Source organism: Stenotrophomonas sp. GQ19 (assembly GCF_059758695.1).
This window is the reverse complement of sequence record NZ_JCAXES010000002.1, coordinates 439,031-455,729: the sequence shown is the minus strand read 5'-3', so window position 1 is coordinate 455,729 and position 16,699 is coordinate 439,031. Positions and strand designations below refer to the sequence as shown.

Sequence of the window (16,699 nt, the reverse complement as noted above, 5' to 3'; positions counted from 1 at the left end):
ACCCCCGGGGTAGAGCCGACCGTTGGTCGGCTGCCGTACATCTCGCGGCAATGATCGATATGGTCGGCCGGCCGACCAACCGTCTTCGTCATTTTCCGGCCAGCCGACCAACGGTCTTCGTCATTCTCCGGCCAGCCGACCAACGGTCGGCTCTACCAGGGATTTCGGCTTCGATGTCGGCTTCGGATGCGTCGTCGGGGAGGGCGAGTCCGACGGTACAATGGTGGGCCCACTTTTGTTCCCCTGGAGCTCCCATGTCCCGCCAGATCATCACCAGCGCCAACGCCCCGGCCGCGATCGGTCCGTATTCGCAGGCTGTGCGTGCCGGCAACACCGTGTACTTCTCCGGCCAGATCCCGCTGGACCCGGCCACCGGTGACATCGTCGGCGCCGGCGACATCGAAGCGCAGGCCCGCCGCGCTTTCGACAACCTCAAGGCCGTGGCCGAAGAAGCCGGTGGTTCGCTGGACCAGATCGTCCGCCTCGGCCTGTACCTCACCGACCTGGCCGAATTCGCCAAGGTCAACGCGGTCATGCAGGATTACTTCAAGGCCCCGTTCCCGGCCCGTTCCACCATCGAAGTGTCCGGCCTGCCCAAGGGCGCCAACTTCGAGGTTGATGCGGTGATGGTGCTCGACCAGGCCTGACGTGGCACGGTCACGGGCTCCTGCACCGGCCCTGGCCGCGGCCGGGGAAGCATCGCTGTCGATGCTTCCCGGGATCGGCCCGGCGGTGGCCACCAAGCTGGAGGCCCGTGGCCTGTCCTCGTTGCAGGACCTGTGGCTGCATCTGCCACTGCGCTATGAAGACCGCACCCGGCTGACCACCATCGCCCAACTGCAGCCCGGCGTGGCCGCGCAGGTGGAAGGGCGGGTCAGCGCGGTTGAACGCGGCTTCCGTGGCCGCCCGGTGCTGAAGGTCGCCATCGAGGACGACTCCTACGGCACCCTGGTACTGCGCTTTTTCCATTTCCGCTCGCAGCAGGTGTCGCAGTTCGCCGTTGGCGCGCGCATCCGCTGCTATGGCACCGCCAAGCCCGGCCATACCGGGCTGGAGATCGTCCACCCCAGTTACCGGGTGATGGGCGTCAACGACGATGACGATCTCGGCGACAGCCTCGACCCGGTCTACCCGGCCATCGAGGGCGTCGGCCCGGCCACCCTGCGCAAGTTCATCGGGCTGGCGTTGGACCGGTTGCCGGAAGAATCCACGCTGGAACTGGTGCCGCCGGGCTGGTTGTCCGGCATGGGCCTGCCGTCGCTGCGCAGCGCGCTGCTGACCGTGCACCGGCCGCCGCCGAATGCCGACCTGGCCGCGCTGGCCGCCGGCCGCCACCCGGCACAACGCCGCCTGGCCATCGAAGAACTGCTGGCCCACCATCTCAGCCTGCGCCGCCAGCGCATGGCACTGCAGGCGCACCACGCACCGTCGCTGCGCGGGCCGGGCGTGCTGGTCCAGCAGCTGCGCGACAGCCTGCCGTTCCAGCTCACCGGCGCGCAGCAGCGCGTGTTCGAACAGATCCGCAAGGACCTCATCAAGGCGCACCCGATGCTGCGCCTGGTGCAGGGGGATGTGGGGTCGGGCAAGACCGTAGTGGCCGCGTTGGCGGCGATGCTGGCAGTGGAGCGGGGCAAGCAGGTTGCGCTGGCCGCGCCCACCGAACTGCTGGCCGAGCAGCATCTGAACAACCTGCGCGCCTGGCTGGAACCGCTGGGCGTGCGCACTGCCTGGCTGGCCGGCAAGGTCACCGGCAAGGCGCGCACCAAGGTGCTGGCCGACGTGGCCTCCGGCGACGCACAGGTGGTGGTCGGCACCCATGCCCTGATGCAGGACAGCGTGGTGTTCAAGGACCTCGCCCTGGCCATCGTCGACGAGCAGCACCGCTTCGGCGTGCATCAGCGCCTGGCCCTGCGCGACAAGGGGGCGGACGGGCGCAGCGTGCCGCACCAGCTGGTGATGACCGCTACCCCGATCCCGCGCACGCTGGCGATGTCCGAGTATGCCGACCTGGATGTGTCGGCCATCGACGAACTGCCGCCGGGGCGCACCCCGGTGCAGACCGTGGCGTTCAACAACGACCGGCGCCCCGAACTGATCCAGCGCATCGCCGTGGCCTGCGCCGAGGGGCAGCAGGTGTACTGGGTGTGCACGCTGATCGAGGAAAGCGAAGAGCTCGATGCCACCCCGGCCCAGGCCACCTTCGAATCGCTGCAGGCGCTGTTGCCGGGCGTGCGCGTGGGCCTGGTGCATGGGCGGCTCAAGGCCAGCGAAAAACTCGCCACGATGGTGGCGTTCAAGGCCGGCCAGCTCGACCTGCTGGTGGCCACCACCGTGATCGAAGTGGGCGTGGACGTTCCCAATGCATCGCTGATGATCATCGAAAACGCCGAGCGACTTGGCCTGGCCCAGCTGCACCAGCTGCGCGGTCGGGTAGGGCGCGGCTCGGCCGTGTCGCGCTGCGTGCTGTTGTACCAGGCACCGCTGTCGGCCATGGCCCGCGAGCGGCTGGAAACCATGCGCCAGACCAACGACGGCTTCCTGATCGCCGAAAAGGATCTGGAACTGCGCGGCCCCGGCGAACTGCTCGGCACCCGCCAGACCGGCCTGGCCGCATTCCGCATGGCCGACCTGGCCCGCGACGCCGACCTGCTGCCGGGCGTGCACGACCTGGCCGAGCGCTTGCTGGCCGAAGCACCTGAGGTGGCCGACAAGGTCGTGCGCCGCTGGATCGGCACGGCCGTGCGCTACGCGGCCGCGTAGAAACAGCGCGGCTTTCCTGATTTCTCCACGTGCGCTGACGTGCTCCGTTCCGCAAGTCGGCCCCGTAGCGGCCCATCCGGTCGCCAGCGGACCGATCGAAGCGACGCCTTTCAACCCTGTGCCGACCAACGGTCGGTACCTGCCCGCACCCGATCGCCCCCGCCTTGTATTTGTCATGACAGGGTGCGAAAGTCCCTTGCCGATTATCAAGACGGCAACGATGACCAAGAAGATTCCGCTGTTGATCGACACCGATCCGGGTGTCGATGACGCCCTGGCCCTGTTGATGGCCTTCGCCGATGAGCGCCACGATATCGTCGGCCTGACCATCGCCGCCGGCAATGTCGGCCTGGACCACACCGTACGCAACGCGCTGAAGCTGTGTGAAGTGGCCGGCCGCGAAGACGTGCCGGTCTACGCCGGTACCGCCGATCCGCTGCTGCACCCCTCCGTCGACGCGGCCCACGTGCATGGCGCCGATGGCTTTGGCGATGTGAACCTGCCGGCCGCCAAGCGCCAGGCCGAAGCCGAGCACGCCGCGCTGGCTATCCTGCGCCTGTCGCACCAGTACGCCGGCGAGCTGTTCCTGGTCGCCCTTGGCCCGCTGACCAACCTGGCCCTGGCCCTCAAGCTCGACCCGAGCCTGCCGCAGCGCGTGAAGCGCTTCCTGGTGATGGGCGGGGCGGTGACCTGCCACGGCAACATTACCCCGGCGGCCGAGTTCAACATCGCCTTCGACCCCGAAGCGGCGCACGTGGTGTTCACCGGCTTCCCGCACATCGAAGTAGCCGACTGGGAGGCCACCGTCGCCCACGGCCTGCTGCACGCCGATGTCGAGAAGTGGCTGGCTGCCGACACCGACAAGGCCCGCTTCTATGAGCTGATTTCGCGCCAGACCCGCCTGTGGTCCGAAGACAGCCGCGGCGAGCGCTGGTTCGCCGCCGATGCCCTGGCCATGGCTTGGGCGCTGCAGCCCGACGGCGCCCTGCGGGTCGAATCGCGTCCGCTGAACGTCGAACTGGCCGGCGTGCACAGCCGAGGTGCTACCATTGTCGACTGGAACCGCCAGACCGGGCAGCCGGATAACACCCAGCTGCTGATGGCCTACGACCAGGGGCGTTTTGAAGCCCAGGTCCGGGCGGCACTCGGCGTCTGACGACGCCGCTGCGGCGGACCTTTCGCACGGTTGATGGTCCCGGCTTGCCCTTTGCGGCATCCGGGGCTATAATGCCGCTCTTGATCACCAGCCCTTATTACGGTGCGCGCCCATGAAGGCCGATACTCATCCTGTTTACCGCGACGTGGTTTTCCACGACGTTACCTCTGATTTCAAGATCCTGACCCGTTCGACCATGTCCGCCAAGGAAACGGTCAAGTGGGAAGATGGCAACGAGTACCCGCTCGTCAAGGTTGAAATCTCCTCGGCTTCGCATCCGTTCTACACGGGCAAGCACAAGGTGATCGACACCAGCGGCCGTATCGACAAGTTCCAGAAGCGCTACGCGCGCTGAGTTGTCGCTGCAGTTGCACGAAAACAACGGTCGCCTTGGCGGCCGTTGTTTTTTTGTGTCCGCTCCAGGGCCGTGAACTGAACGCAGGCCAAGCGATGCACGGGTGCCTGCGGAACGCTGTGTCCGGACGTTGTTGTCCGCATCCCGCGCGGAGCCTTGGCGCTGCTGGCAGGGCGCACCATACGCAGCCCCGTACCCGCGTCTACGACTTCCGTCCTAGGGCGGCAGAAATGTTGCTGTGCGATAATGGCGGGATCCACGGTAACGATCGTGGACTTCCTTCACGTGCCTGCCCCATGCGCTTGGGTGGGCGCCTTCCCTCGAGGAGCGCACACAGTGTCCGATCTTGATCAGGTCACGCTCAACGCCGGCGAAAAGTCGGTTGTTTTGCCCGTCATCAAACCTACGCTCGGCAACGATTGCGTCGATATCTCGAAGCTGACCAAGGAAACCGGTCTCTTCACTTACGACTCCGGCTTCACCGCCACCGCCAGCTGCAAGTCCGCCATCACCTATATCGACGGTGACAAGGGCGTGCTGCTGTATCGCGGCTATCCGATCGAGCAGCTCTCGGAAAAGTCCAGCTACGTCGAAGTGGCCTACCTGCTGATCAATGGCGAGCGTCCGAGCGCCGAGCAGTTGAAGGCCTTCACCGACGAGCTGGCCGCTGAAGCCAACGTCGATGCGTCGATCAACACCCTGATCGGCAGCTTCGCCAAGGATGCCCATCCGATGGCCATCCTGACCGCCGCCATCGCGCAGCTGTCGGGCATCTACCACGCCTCGCTGGACCTGTCCGACGCCGAACAGCGCCGCCAGGCCGCCGTGCGCCTGATCGCCAAGGTGCCGACCCTGTCGGCGCTGATCTACCGCCACGGCAAGGGCCTGCCGGCCAACACGCCGGACACCTCGCTGGACTACGTCAGCCGCTTCCTGAAGCAGACCTTCGAATCGGCCGACGGCCAGTACGAACTGAACCAGGACGTGGTCAAGGCACTGGACCTGCTGTTCATCCTGCATGCCGACCACGAGCAGAACGCCTCGACCTCGACCGTGCGCCTGGTCGGTTCGACCGGTGCCAACCCGTACGCGTCGGTCGCCGCTGGCGTCACCGCGCTGTGGGGTCCGGCCCACGGCGGTGCCAACGAAGCCGTGCTGAAGATGCTGGAAGAGATCGGTTCGGCCGACAACGTCGAGTCCGCCGTGCTCAAGGCCAAGGACAAGACCTCCGGCTTCCGCCTGATGGGCTTCGGCCACCGCGTGTACAAGAACTTCGACCCGCGCGCCAAGGTCATCGGTGAGATGACCGGCAAGGTGCTCAAGCAGCTGGGCGTGCAGGATCCGCTGCTGGACGTGGCCGTCAAGCTGGAACAGGCCGCGCTGCAGGACGACTACTTCGTTGCCCGCAAGCTGTACCCGAACGTCGATTTCTACAGCGGCATCATCTACAAGGCGCTGCAGATCCCGACCGAAATGTTCACCGTCATGTTCGCCCTGGGCCGTACCTCCGGTTGGGTGGCCCATTGGCTGGAACAGCAGGTCGATCCGGAAATGAAGATCGGCCGTCCGCGCCAGGTCTACACCGGCAGCGACGTGCGCGACTACCAGGGCTGATCGTCCCGGTAACGCGTGTTGAAGAACGCCCCGCACTGCGGGGCGTTTCTTTTGGTTCTTCTCCCATATGGGTGCAAGCAGAAACGTGCCTTGACGATCTGCAGGTGCAGTCGCCGGCGGGTCGGGCGCGGGGCCCCCATGCCCTTTCCGGCGACGCCCCCGGCGTCGGCCTGTGGCCGCCACCTCCTCCTTTAGTTCGCCTCCAAGGGCATGGGGGCCCTCGCGCTCGCGACCGGCCGGATCGAGACGCCAGCCGATCCAAACGGCGCCTGCACCCCCCGGCCATCCGCGTCGCGGCGTACTCACTCTGCGACGGCCGTTGCAACAAGACGCTCGCCGCACATGGGCGAAGATGCTTGGTTTTTGCGCGGTGGCGCGGTTGGTGTGGGCAGTCCGTGCAGCCACCCATGGAGTGGTTCCACCCGTCATGACGATGAACGGTGCCTCCGCGCAGGCGCGCTGCGCTGACGTTTTCGTACTTATTGCATGGGTCTATCGGGCTCTGCGGATCAGGCTGGTCGCATCAATCGAGCCGATCCCGAAGGAGACCGACCATGAAGCGCTACCTGTTGATTCCCCTGCTTGTTGCCCCCGTTGCCCTGCATGCCAGCGACGCCCTGGCCGGCTACACCGGGCCGGGCGCCTCCGCCGTCGCCACCACGGTAGCGCAGGCGCGCCAGCAGCGTGACGACCATACAGTGCTGCTGCTGGGCCATCTGGTCGCCAAGGTCGGCGACGAACGCTACCGCTTCCGCGACGCCACCGGCGACATCGAGGTCGAGATCGACGACGAGGACATGCCTCACCCGCCCATTGGCGCATCTGCCATGGTGGAACTGCTGGGCAAGGTCGACACGCACCGCTTCAAGCCCACCGATATCGAGGTGAAGCGCGTGCAGGTGCTGCCGCCGCGCTGACCTCCCGCATGCCCGTTTGCGCACATCGCTGTATCTCTGCGCCAGCCCGGTGCGTGAAGGTGCCGGTGCCGGCCACGCGCGACTCGGCGATGGTGCGGCGGGTGCGCGAAAAGATGTGGAAGGATGTCCAGGAGATGCTGCTGGAGGAGCCGGTGTTGAGTGAGGTGTAGACCGCAGCGACACAGGTTGAAGCGGGTGGAATGAACGAATATGCAAAGGACGGCTACGGCCGTCCTTTGCGCATCCAACGCCTTGCCATGCGAGCCGATAGAGGGATGCTGCGTAGGAATTTCTGCAATGTCCCGGGAGTGCGCGTGTCGTCGCAGAACCGCACCCGCGATGCGATTTTTAGGAGTGGTTGAATGGGTAAATCACGCCTCGCTGACTAACCTGACTGGGCTGCCACACCCCCACGCGGTGACGGCGGTGCTTCCTGCGGAAGCTTACTTTCGAAGTACCCAAAATAGAGAGAGAACCCCATGTCGAACATTCTCAAGAAGGCCGCGCTCGCCGTAGCGCTGGTCACCGCTTCGCTGTCTGCCCATGCGGCACAGACCGATATCAAAGTCTGGGCGGAAGTGGACAACAACCTGGCCCTGTTGAAGGCCGATGGCCGCCCGCTGGATGACGTCGTGCGCTTGGGCTACAACCCGATCCGCGGGCTGAACCCCTGGGCCGATCAGGTACGGATCTTCTCCAACGACACCACCAAGGATGTGCAGGTGCGCCTGAACAGCCCGGTCGAGTTGATTCCCACCAACACGCCGCCGGGCACCCCGTCGGTGCCGATGACCGTCACCCTCAACAAGCGCGTGCTCGACGTCGCCGCCCAGGACTTCACCGCGGCAGACCTGTACGACGGCGCCATTCCGGGTGCCTCGGTCAGCATGGAGCTGGCGGTTGCCCAGACCACCCTCGGCGAGATCGCCGCGGCCGGCCGCTACGAAGGCATGGTGAGCGTGATCCTGGCACTGAAGCCCTGATCACAGCGTTCTTCCCCGCGCCGGCCCGATAACCGGGCCGGCCGCTTCCGGCCGTACCCCCTATGAAGATTCACGCCCCTGCCGTTACCCGGTTGGCGGTCGCGCTTGCCTTGTCGTTGGCTGCACCGACGGTCCTGGCCAGCGGCGTTCCCGCCGGTTTCGAGGATCTGGTCGACGGCCAGGTCGAGCAACTGGACATCCGCCTGTTCGGCCGCTCGGCCGGGCTGTCGCCGGTGCGCGTGACGCTGCAAAGCGTGCAGTTGGAAGCGCCGGAGCAGGTACTTCAGGCCCTGAACCTGTCCGCCGATGCCCAGGCCGCGCTGCTGCCTGCGTTGTCCCAACCGCTACCGCGCAACAGCCATCTTGCCTGCCGCTACGGCGGCGCCAGCGCCGGTTGCGGCTACATCGACCCCCCGGAGGACCCCAACACCGTGCGCGCACTCTATGACGAAGGCGAAGGTGCCGTGCGCCTGTTCGTTGCCCGCCAGTGGATTCCCGGCGAGCCGGCCGCCGAGCGCTACCATCAGGTCAGCGCCAGCGCCGAGAACGCCTTCCTGCACCAGCAGACCCTCAACGTCAGTGGGGGCCGCGACTACCAGGCGCTGGCTGCACAAGGCACCGGCACGCTGGGCCTGTTCCAGCGCGGCCATCTGTCGGCCGACTGGACCTTCAGCCGCCAGCAGTACCGCGGCCAGCACGCGCGCACGGACGTACAGCTCGACAACGCTTACTACCGCCATGACCTGGGCCAGCAGCACTATCTGCAGCTGGGCCGCATGGACCGCCGCAACCTGTCCAGCCCACAGGGCGGCACTTTCAGTTTCAGCATGTTGCCGCTGGGGCGCTTCCAGGGCCTGCGCGTGGGCACCACCCAGGCCTACGTGGACGCCGATGCCGCCGTACAGGCCACGCCCCTGACCGTGCTGCTGGCGCGCGATGCGCGCGTGGATGCGTTCGACGGCGAACGCCTGCTGCAGACCTTCTACCTGCAGGCCGGTATCAACCAGCTGGACACCCGCCGTTTTCCGTTCGGTATCTATACGGTGAGCCTGCGCATCCACGAAGACGGGGTGCTGGTACGCACCGAAGATGCGCCGTTCGACAAGGGCGGCGATTGGACTGACAGCAGCGTGCAGTGGTTCCTGCAGGGCGGCCGCCGCAACGAGCGACGCAGTGATCGCTTCGATGGCGAAATGGCAGCCATGGGGGGCGTGCGCGTGCCGATGGGACGCAACCTCACGATGACCGCCGGCGTGGCCGACCTCGGTGGGTTCAGCTACGGCGAACTGCGCATCGACCTGCGCCATGTGTTCGCCACCCAGGAGCTTCGCGCCACCTCCAGTGGGCTGCATGGCAGCGACGGCAGCCGTGGCCAGCAGCACCAGCTGTCCTATCGCCGCCGCGCTTCGTGGAATGTCTACCAGCAGCGCATGCGCGGTACCGCCTGCCAGTTCGAAGACGACGCACGCGACCGCCTGGGCTGCGCCGATTCGCTCAGTGCATCCATGGCGCTGCCGGTCGCCGGTGGGAGTGCCTACCTGGCCTATACGCGGCGACAGACCTGGCGCCCCGGCCGCGACCTGCCCGGCGGCAGCGACGATCCCCTGGACCAGGTGGCGCCCTGGTTGCCCCCGCTGCGGCCCGAGCCGAGCCGGCAGGCGCAGCTCAGCCGCACCTGGCAGGCCAGTTACAGCCGCACCCATCGCTGGAACGCGTTCAGTGTCGCCACCCGCGTCGGTGTGTGGCAGCAGCAGGCCGCCGGACAGCTTTCGGCGGAACGGGATCGCGGCATCTACCTCAACCTCAGCCTGACCCGCCTGCAACGCGGCGACCGCGGCAGTGCGCAGCGGCGCTACGGCCTGGACATCCGCCAGCCCGAACACAGCCGGCCGGACGTCGCCTACAGCGCGGGCCAGTCGCTTCGCCAGGACGCGGACAACCAGTACCGCGAACTGTCCGCCGAGGTGCGCGGCAACAACAGCGACCGCTACAGCGCCTCGCTGGGCGCACAGGTGCAGAACAGCTGGGGCCACACCGGCGCCACGCTGGCCAGCTACCAGCAACGCGGCCGCAGTGAACTGGCCTACAGCGGCACCCACAGTTCGGGTGTGGCGCTCAGCCGGCGGGGCCTCTACTGGGGCGGCGGGCTGGGTGCGGACGCGGGCCTGGCGGTGCAGGTGGACGACAGCGACGACCTGGACCTCACCGGCGTAGCCGCCGAGTTGCAGGTGGGCGGATTGCGTCGGCAACGGCTGCGCCTCGGCGAGCGCCGGTTGCTGCCGCTGTCGGCGTACCAGTCGCACCGTGCCGAAGTACAGGACGCCAGCGCGCTGGACAGCATCGCGGCGATCCGTGTCACCGGCGTGGGCGGGTCGCGGCCGCTGTTCCTTGCCCCGGGCCGACTCATGCAGATGCCGATTCCGATCGAGGTCACCTACACCTTCATCGGCAACGCGCGTGACATTGCCGGCCTGCCGCTGCGCGGCGCGCGCATCCTCAATGCACCGGTGCCGGGCACGGGCCCCAACGGCGGTTTCATCGCCGACTTCCCGCGCCGCGAGACGATGCTTTACCTGCTGCAGGAAGACCGCCTGCTGCACTGCCCCCTGCAGGTGCGCGAGCGCCGCAGCGTAGTGCTGCTGGTGGGGCAGGTGCAGTGCGAACCGTTGAGCCTGGCGCAGCTGCCGGCCGACATCCGCCAACAGGCGCGGGTGACCCGCTTGCTGCAGGAGCAGGCGTTGATTGCGGTCTCACCGCAGACGGCTGCGACGGGAGGTGTGCGGTGAAGGGGTGGGGAATGCGGTTATGTGTACTGCTCGGCATGACTGCTGCGAGTGTGGAGCACGCACGGGCGCAACGGCCGCCAGAAACCCATCCGCCCGGGGGCACCGTGCGCCAGGAGATAGCCATGAGCTGGGATCGCTCGGCGATGCCGGGAGACATTGAGCTATGGGCACGGCGAACCTTGCTTGGCTATAGCGCCGACGCAACACTCGGCTATGGGCTTCTCCACCTGACGTGCAATTCAAGCACGGACGCATCCAAAGGCCAGTGCCCAACCACCGGGACGACAGATTCGTCAATGGGACCGGCATCCATCCGACTGGTGGCGACGGAAACGAGAAGCGGACTGAGGACTCAGTTTGATGTCACCGGACAGTTAGAGCGCGCCATGCCGAGTTTCAGATGCAGCTCGGACTATTGGTTCGGGGGAGTACGCCCACTCTGGTCAGCAAGGCCCGAACTCTGTGCAGGCGAGTCCCCTATCGGGACAGGCGTGTCCCTGGCGATCTCGTCACGGGAATTGGAAAGGCTCGTTGCCGGGCGATGGACTGCCTCCCTCGAGCTCACCATGAAAGCCGGTTCGGACGGCTCGGCAGTGGGGACGTACATCTTCGACCTGATGTTCACCGTCACCGATCACAACGCGGTCTCCATCTACTTCCCCGCCTTCGACCAGGTAACGCCGCACGTTGGCCTGAATCTCCAGTACGACCCCGTCGGTCAAACCGTGGGCGGCCGCGCATTGCTGGACATGTGCCTGTACGACGGTCTTGGCTCGCAAAGCGAGTACCTGGGCGTGACCGTGCGCGACACCGGTACGCATCCACCCGGCGCCACGGGCTACTCGGTCTGGCATGCCGATGGCGGCAGCGATGACACCCAGCGCGTGGACTACACCGTCAGCCTTGCCCACTCCGGGGCGCGGTTGCCCATGGCCAATGGCGTGGAGCAGCAGCTGCGCGGCATCGATACCGCGCAGCTGCGCCTGGTGATGTTGCCGGGCATGACCATGCCGGTGTTCTGCGTGCCTACACCGCTGACCCTGGAGACGCCCAGCGTGCCCATCAACACCAAACGGCCGGGCTACTACAGCGGCGACCTGAACGTCGAACTGCGCCTGCCGACGGCCATACCTTGATCCATCGGAACCCCACCATGAAGACCCTGATCCTCCGACTGTTGCCGCTGTTGTTGCTGTGGGCCGTTCCCGCGCAGGCCAACCTTACCGTGCATCCGATGCGCACCTGGGTGGACAACAAGCGCGGTGCACAGATCCGCGTGTACTCCCAATCCACCCAGCCGCAGTACGTGCAGTTGTCGATCCGCCGCATCATCGACCCGGCCGACGCCCATGAGCAGGAAGTGGAGGTCGAGCCGGGCGAGGCTGCATTGGCGATCACGCCGGGCAAGTTCGCCCTGGCCGGCGGCGGAAACCGGCTGATCCGGGTCATTCCCCTGCAGCCGGTCCAGCAGGAAACCGCGTACCGGGTCTACTTCGAGGGAGTGCGCGGACCGGAGGACGCCGTCGTGGAGGTCGCCGACGGCGCCCAGGCGAGCGTTGGCGTCAATCTTGTCTGGGGCGCGCTGGTGAATGTGTTGCCCGCCGACGGCACCGTGGATGTGCGAGTGCAGGACGGCCAGTTGCGCAACACCGGAACCCTGCGCCTGGGCCTCACCAGCATCGCCGACTGCGATGGCAGCCGCTGCACCGCCCATGACGTGTCGCGCAGCCTGTACCCGGGCAATGCGCTGCCGTTGCCGTTCGCCGTGCAACCGGGCCATACCGTGCAGCTGCGCTACCGGCTGACCCGCGATGGCTACCGCGAGCACGTACAGACCCTTACCCCCTGAACCATCCCGGCATGGCGGACCGTGCCGGGTACCCATCATTTTTCGCTTAGTTTCCCAAGGAGATGTCATGAACAGGATTCATCGCCGTGTCTGGTCCACCGCCCTGCAGTGCTGGGTGGTCGTCAGTGAGCTCACCCGCATGCGTGGCAAGCGTGCGCAGACGGTATGCCGCAGCGCTGCCGTCGCAGCGCTGCTGACCACCCTTCCGCTGGCGGCGGGCGCAGCCGAGACCACCGAGGAAGAACTGGACTGGTGGCAGTGGCAGACGCTGAGCGCATTCCAGTCCAATGGCATGCTGCCGTCATCGGTAGGCACGAAGGCAGTCCACCGCTTGGATGTCTACAACAACACGACGGCTTCGGCCTGGAGCCTGATAACGGCGGCGGAAACCATGGCTGTTGGCGCGGAAGCGCACGCCGGCGGCGTGGAGAGCATCGCCGTGGGTATACGGTCGAAGTCGTCCGGTCCTAATAGCGTGGCGGTAGGCAACCGCGCCGAAACCTATGGCTCACATGCCGTTGCCGTTGGCTTCGGTAGCCGCGCCAACTCGGTCGGCACGGTGTCGATTGGTAATGCCGCCCGTTCTGACGGCCACAATGCAATGGCGATTGGCAGCGGTGCCACATCCGCGGGCAGTGGGGCGATTGCACTGGGTGGCGACACCCGCGCGCGTGCGGAGGGTTCGATCGTGCTGGGCGACTTCGCCGAGGTAGCCAACAACAGCTCCAGGCACTCGATCGCCATCGGCAATCGTGCGTCTGCCGGCGGTTATGCCGACAGCATCGCACTGGGTCGCTCGGCCCGCGCGCACGGCACCGGCAAGGCCATGGCACTGGGTGCCGAGGCCAAGGCTGACCACGCGAATTCGGTTGCACTTGGCGCAGACTCCGCCACCACGGCGGGTAACCAGGTATCGGTGGGCAACGCCAGCCTTAAACGAAAGATCGTCAACGTTGGCGACGGCACGCTCAGCAGCACCAGTACCGATGCGGTGAACGGCAGGCAGCTGCACACGGTGAGCCAGAATGCGGCCACCGCGCTGAGCACGGCCAACACGGCGCTGGCCAACAGTCGCCTGGTGACCCAGACCTCGGCCAGCAGCACCATCCGCATTGGCGCGGACAACACCGGCACCGTGCTGGACGTGGCCAACCGCAGCGGCACCCGCCGCCGCGTCCAGAACATCGCCAACGGCGTGCTCAGTACGGCCAGCACCGACGCGGTGACCGGCCAGCAGCTGCACGCCACCAACACCAACGTGACGGCGGCGAGCACCACGGCAACCAACGCCCTAACCACTGCAACCGCTGCCAGGACCGCCGCCGACGGCGCGTTGGCCAAGGCCACCGTGGCGACGAACACCACCGCGACCGGAACCGCCATGACCAGCACCAACAAGGCCACGGCCACCGGCACGGGCGCACTGGCCAGCGGCACGTCGGCCAAGGCGCAGGGCACCCACGCCATCGCGCTGGGCCTGAGTGCGCAGGCCACGGGCAACCAGACCACGGCACTGGGCCGTGAGTCGCTGGCCAACGCCACCTATGCCACCGCGCTGGGCAACCTGTCCAAAGCGACAGCAGGCAGGGCAGTGGCCCTGGGCGATCGGGCCAGCGCGAGCCATGAAAACTCCGTGGCGCTGGGTGCCGGCTCGGTGACCGCCAGCGACAACAGCGTGTCTGTCGGCACTGCCAGCAGCAAGCGCAGGATCCAGTACCTGGCCGATGGCAGCATCAGCGCCACCAGCACCGACGCGGTGACCGGCAGCCAGCTGTACAGCACCAACCTGGGTGTGGCAGCGGCCAAGGACGTCGCCGACGCCGCCAGCCTGGCGGCCGGAACGGCAAAATCGCTGGTCGAGGCGATCGCGGGGCAACTGGGCAGCACCCGCATCGCGCTGGGCGGCAGCGCACTGGCCGACGGTGACTTCGCAACCGCTGTCGGCCACATCAGCGTGGCCAGTGGTGAGCGCGCGCTCGCCATGGGAGTACGGTCGCAGGCGTCCGGCAAGCACGCCAACGCACTGGGCTCCGGTGCGCAGGCCAGCGGCGATGAGGCGACCGCCCTGGGCCGCGATACCCGGGCCAGCGCAACGTCGGCCACCGCCGTGGGCAACCTGGCCGTTGCCAGTCATGCCAATGCGGTGGCCTTGGGCGCCGGCTCGGTGACCGCCAGTGCCAACAGCGTGTCGGTCGGCAGCGCCAGCAACAAGCGCCGCATCCAGCACGTGGACGACGGCAACCTTGCCGCCAACAGCACCGACGCGGTGACCGGTGGCCAGCTGCATGCCACCAACAGCAACGTGGCCAAGGCGCAGGGGGCGGCCGGTGAGGCACACACGGCCGCCAACGTGGCCCAGACCACTGCCGATGGCGCCGTGGCGCGGGCCACCGCGCTGGAAGGCCTGGTGAGTCAAACATCGGCCAACGGCAATCTGCGCTTGGGCGTAGCCAACACCGGCACCACGCTGGACGTGCGCAACAAGGACAACCGCAACCGCACGCTGACGGGTCTGGCCAGCGCGGTGCTGGATGGCAACAGTACCGAGGCGGTGGCGGGCAAGCAGCTGTATGCCACCAACCAGCTGGTGGACAGCCAGGGGCAAGTGCTGGCGATGCACGGCCAGCAGTTGTCCGGACATGCGCAGCAGTTGGTGGCGCAGGATGGACGCATCGCACGCAACCGCACCGACCTGGACAAACTGCGCGAGGACGTGGACAACTTCGACCCGGATCTGGACGGCGTGGTGAAGTTCAACGGCGACCGTAGTCTGGTCGATATGAACGGTGCACGGGTGGTGGGGGTTGCTGCGGGGGATATCAGCTCTGCGGCGAGCAGCGAGGCTGTGAATGGTGGGCAGCTGTACGCAACAAACCAGCGCGTGGCCGAAGTCGAATCGAAGGCAGCCTTGGTTGCATCGAACGTCCCCGCTGGCTTGGGTCATGCCCAGGCAGGCCTGTTTGGTTTGGCAATCGGCGCAGAGGCGGAAGCATCGCTGGAGTCGGAAGGCGCGACAGCGATAGGCCATTTTGCCTTGGCTCAAGCAAAAAACTCTGTTGCCCTGGGCCGCGCTGCCTTTGTCGACCGGACGGCAACCAACGGCTTCGCCTTGGGCACTGGGGCGAACGTTCTCGATGAGGACGGTACCGCTATAGGTGCAATGAGCCAGATTGAAGCGGGTGCGAAGAGATCCGTCGCACTAGGTTTCGGTTCTGTTGCAACGCAGGCGGACACGGTCTCGGTCGGCAACTCGACACTCCAGCGCAGGATCACTCAGGTAGCGCGCGGCAGGGATGAAAGTGATGTCACCACCGTATCTCAGCTCAGCGATTCGCTCGCTGCGCTCGGCGGCGGAGCACGCGTAGATGCAAACGGCAATGTAATCGCACCAACCTACACCATGCAGGGGGGCACCCAGAATACGGTGGGGGATGCATTGACAGCCCTGGACGGTGCCGTGGTCACTGCCAGCACCCGCGTCGACCGCGTCGAAAGCCAGCTCCGTGCCACCTTCCAGGATGCCCCCTCCCTGCGCAGCGATGGCCTCAACCAGCTCAACCTGGCCGGTGCCAACGGCATGGTGCTCGGCAACGTGGCCAATGGCCTGGTTGCAGCGGGGAGTCGCGATGCGGTCAATGGTGGGCAGCTGCATGCTCTGCAGCAGCGCCTGGATGGACGCATCGACGGCGTGGAGCAGCGTCTGGATGGCACCCCGCAAGGCCGGGCAATGGCGTCGGCGGATGCGCCGCCGGTGCCGCAGGCCGAGGAGGCGCCCCAGGCATCCGGTACGCCCGATATCGCATCGGCGAAGGGTGACAAGGGCGGCAACCTCGCCAGCGCCGACAACGAGGGTGCAGCACCGAAGGGTGATGCGCCGGCTTCCCCGCCTTCTCCGCCGGTCGATACCCGCCAGCTGGACGAAATGCTCGCCCGTGCCAATGAGTACACCGATGGGGCGATCAAGGGCGTCGAACAGCGCCTGGACAAGATGGACAAGCGCTTCAACCGCATGGCGGCGATGAGCAGTGCGCAGACGGCGATGGCCATGAACACCGCCGGCTTGGCCACCTACAACCGCCTCGGCGCGGGCGTGGGCTACAGCGATGGCGAGTCGGCCATGGCGGTGGGCTACCAGCGCGTGCTCAACGAGCGCGGCTCGGCCACCTTCAGCCTCAATGGCGCGTTCACCAACAGCGGTGAGCAGAGTGTGGGCCTGGGCGTGGGTATCGGCTGGTAAGGGCCGGGGCAGGGCGCCGACGAGGCGCCCTGCCGGCCTCCA

11 protein-coding genes are annotated in these 16,699 nt (G+C 66.8%); all 11 read left to right on the top strand.

Annotated elements, in window-relative coordinates; translation table 11 throughout:
- Window positions 1-254: 254 nt before the first annotated feature.
- Complete coding sequence (locus tag AC6CHL_RS06040; RefSeq protein ID WP_038686492.1) at window positions 255-647, top strand: RidA family protein; 393 nt, start codon at window positions 255-257, stop codon at window positions 645-647.
- Window position 648: 1 nt separating this feature from the next.
- Window positions 649-2,760 (top strand): ATP-dependent DNA helicase RecG, encoded by a 2,112-nt coding sequence (gene recG / locus AC6CHL_RS06035; RefSeq protein ID WP_447595483.1) that lies wholly within the window; start codon window positions 649-651, stop codon window positions 2,758-2,760.
- A gap of 220 nt (window positions 2,761-2,980) precedes the next feature.
- A complete protein-coding gene (locus tag AC6CHL_RS06030; RefSeq protein ID WP_498293811.1) occupies window positions 2,981-3,916 on the top strand; it encodes a nucleoside hydrolase in 936 nt (311 codons plus the stop codon).
- A 112-nt stretch (window positions 3,917-4,028) separates the two neighbouring features.
- On the top strand, window positions 4,029-4,271 hold the full coding sequence (locus AC6CHL_RS06025; RefSeq protein ID WP_038686500.1) for a type B 50S ribosomal protein L31: 243 nt from the start codon (window positions 4,029-4,031) through the stop codon (window positions 4,269-4,271).
- A gap of 246 nt (window positions 4,272-4,517) precedes the next feature.
- Window positions 4,518-5,885, top strand: coding sequence for a citrate synthase (locus AC6CHL_RS06020; RefSeq protein WP_414715949.1), 1,368 nt, complete (start codon window positions 4,518-4,520; stop codon window positions 5,883-5,885).
- Between the two features lie 554 nt (window positions 5,886-6,439).
- On the top strand, window positions 6,440-6,802 hold the full coding sequence (locus AC6CHL_RS06015; protein WP_498293808.1) for a NirD/YgiW/YdeI family stress tolerance protein: 363 nt from the start codon (window positions 6,440-6,442) through the stop codon (window positions 6,800-6,802).
- A 479-nt stretch (window positions 6,803-7,281) separates the two neighbouring features.
- Complete coding sequence (locus tag AC6CHL_RS06010; protein WP_498293806.1) at window positions 7,282-7,785, top strand: CS1 type fimbrial major subunit; 504 nt, start codon at window positions 7,282-7,284, stop codon at window positions 7,783-7,785.
- Window positions 7,786-7,847: 62 nt separating this feature from the next.
- Window positions 7,848-10,571: a TcfC E-set like domain-containing protein gene (locus AC6CHL_RS06005; protein WP_498293804.1), complete on the top strand. Its 2,724-nt coding sequence runs from the start codon at window positions 7,848-7,850 to the stop codon at window positions 10,569-10,571.
- Between the two features lie 11 nt (window positions 10,572-10,582).
- Window positions 10,583-11,707: a CblD like pilus biogenesis initiator family protein gene (locus tag AC6CHL_RS06000; RefSeq protein ID WP_498293802.1), complete on the top strand. Its 1,125-nt coding sequence runs from the start codon at window positions 10,583-10,585 to the stop codon at window positions 11,705-11,707.
- A gap of 17 nt (window positions 11,708-11,724) precedes the next feature.
- Complete coding sequence (locus AC6CHL_RS05995; RefSeq protein ID WP_498293800.1) at window positions 11,725-12,420, top strand: pilus assembly protein; 696 nt, start codon at window positions 11,725-11,727, stop codon at window positions 12,418-12,420.
- A 67-nt stretch (window positions 12,421-12,487) separates the two neighbouring features.
- Window positions 12,488-16,657 (top strand): ESPR-type extended signal peptide-containing protein, encoded by a 4,170-nt coding sequence (locus AC6CHL_RS05990; RefSeq protein ID WP_498293798.1) that lies wholly within the window; start codon window positions 12,488-12,490, stop codon window positions 16,655-16,657.
- Window positions 16,658-16,699: the final 42 nt, after the last annotated feature.

Bases quoted from the DNA above. Each gene is read 5' to 3' on its own strand.
- AC6CHL_RS06010 (WP_498293806.1), top strand. From the start codon at position 7,282: ATGTCGAACATTCTCAAGAAGGCCGCGCTCGCCGTAGCGCTGGTCACC.
- AC6CHL_RS06000 (WP_498293802.1), top strand. From the start codon at position 10,583: ATGCGGTTATGTGTACTGCTCGGCATGACTGCTGCGAGTGTGGAGCAC.
- AC6CHL_RS06020 (WP_414715949.1), top strand. From the start codon at position 4,518: ATGGCGGGATCCACGGTAACGATCGTGGACTTCCTTCACGTGCCTGCC.
- AC6CHL_RS05995 (WP_498293800.1), top strand. From the start codon at position 11,725: ATGAAGACCCTGATCCTCCGACTGTTGCCGCTGTTGTTGCTGTGGGCC.
- AC6CHL_RS06005 (WP_498293804.1), top strand. From the start codon at position 7,848: ATGAAGATTCACGCCCCTGCCGTTACCCGGTTGGCGGTCGCGCTTGCC.
- AC6CHL_RS06015 (WP_498293808.1), top strand. From the start codon at position 6,440: ATGAAGCGCTACCTGTTGATTCCCCTGCTTGTTGCCCCCGTTGCCCTG.
- AC6CHL_RS06040 (WP_038686492.1), top strand. From the start codon at position 255: ATGTCCCGCCAGATCATCACCAGCGCCAACGCCCCGGCCGCGATCGGT.
- AC6CHL_RS06030 (WP_498293811.1), top strand. From the start codon at position 2,981: ATGACCAAGAAGATTCCGCTGTTGATCGACACCGATCCGGGTGTCGAT.
- AC6CHL_RS06025 (WP_038686500.1), top strand. From the start codon at position 4,029: ATGAAGGCCGATACTCATCCTGTTTACCGCGACGTGGTTTTCCACGAC.
- AC6CHL_RS05990 (WP_498293798.1), top strand. From the start codon at position 12,488: ATGAACAGGATTCATCGCCGTGTCTGGTCCACCGCCCTGCAGTGCTGG.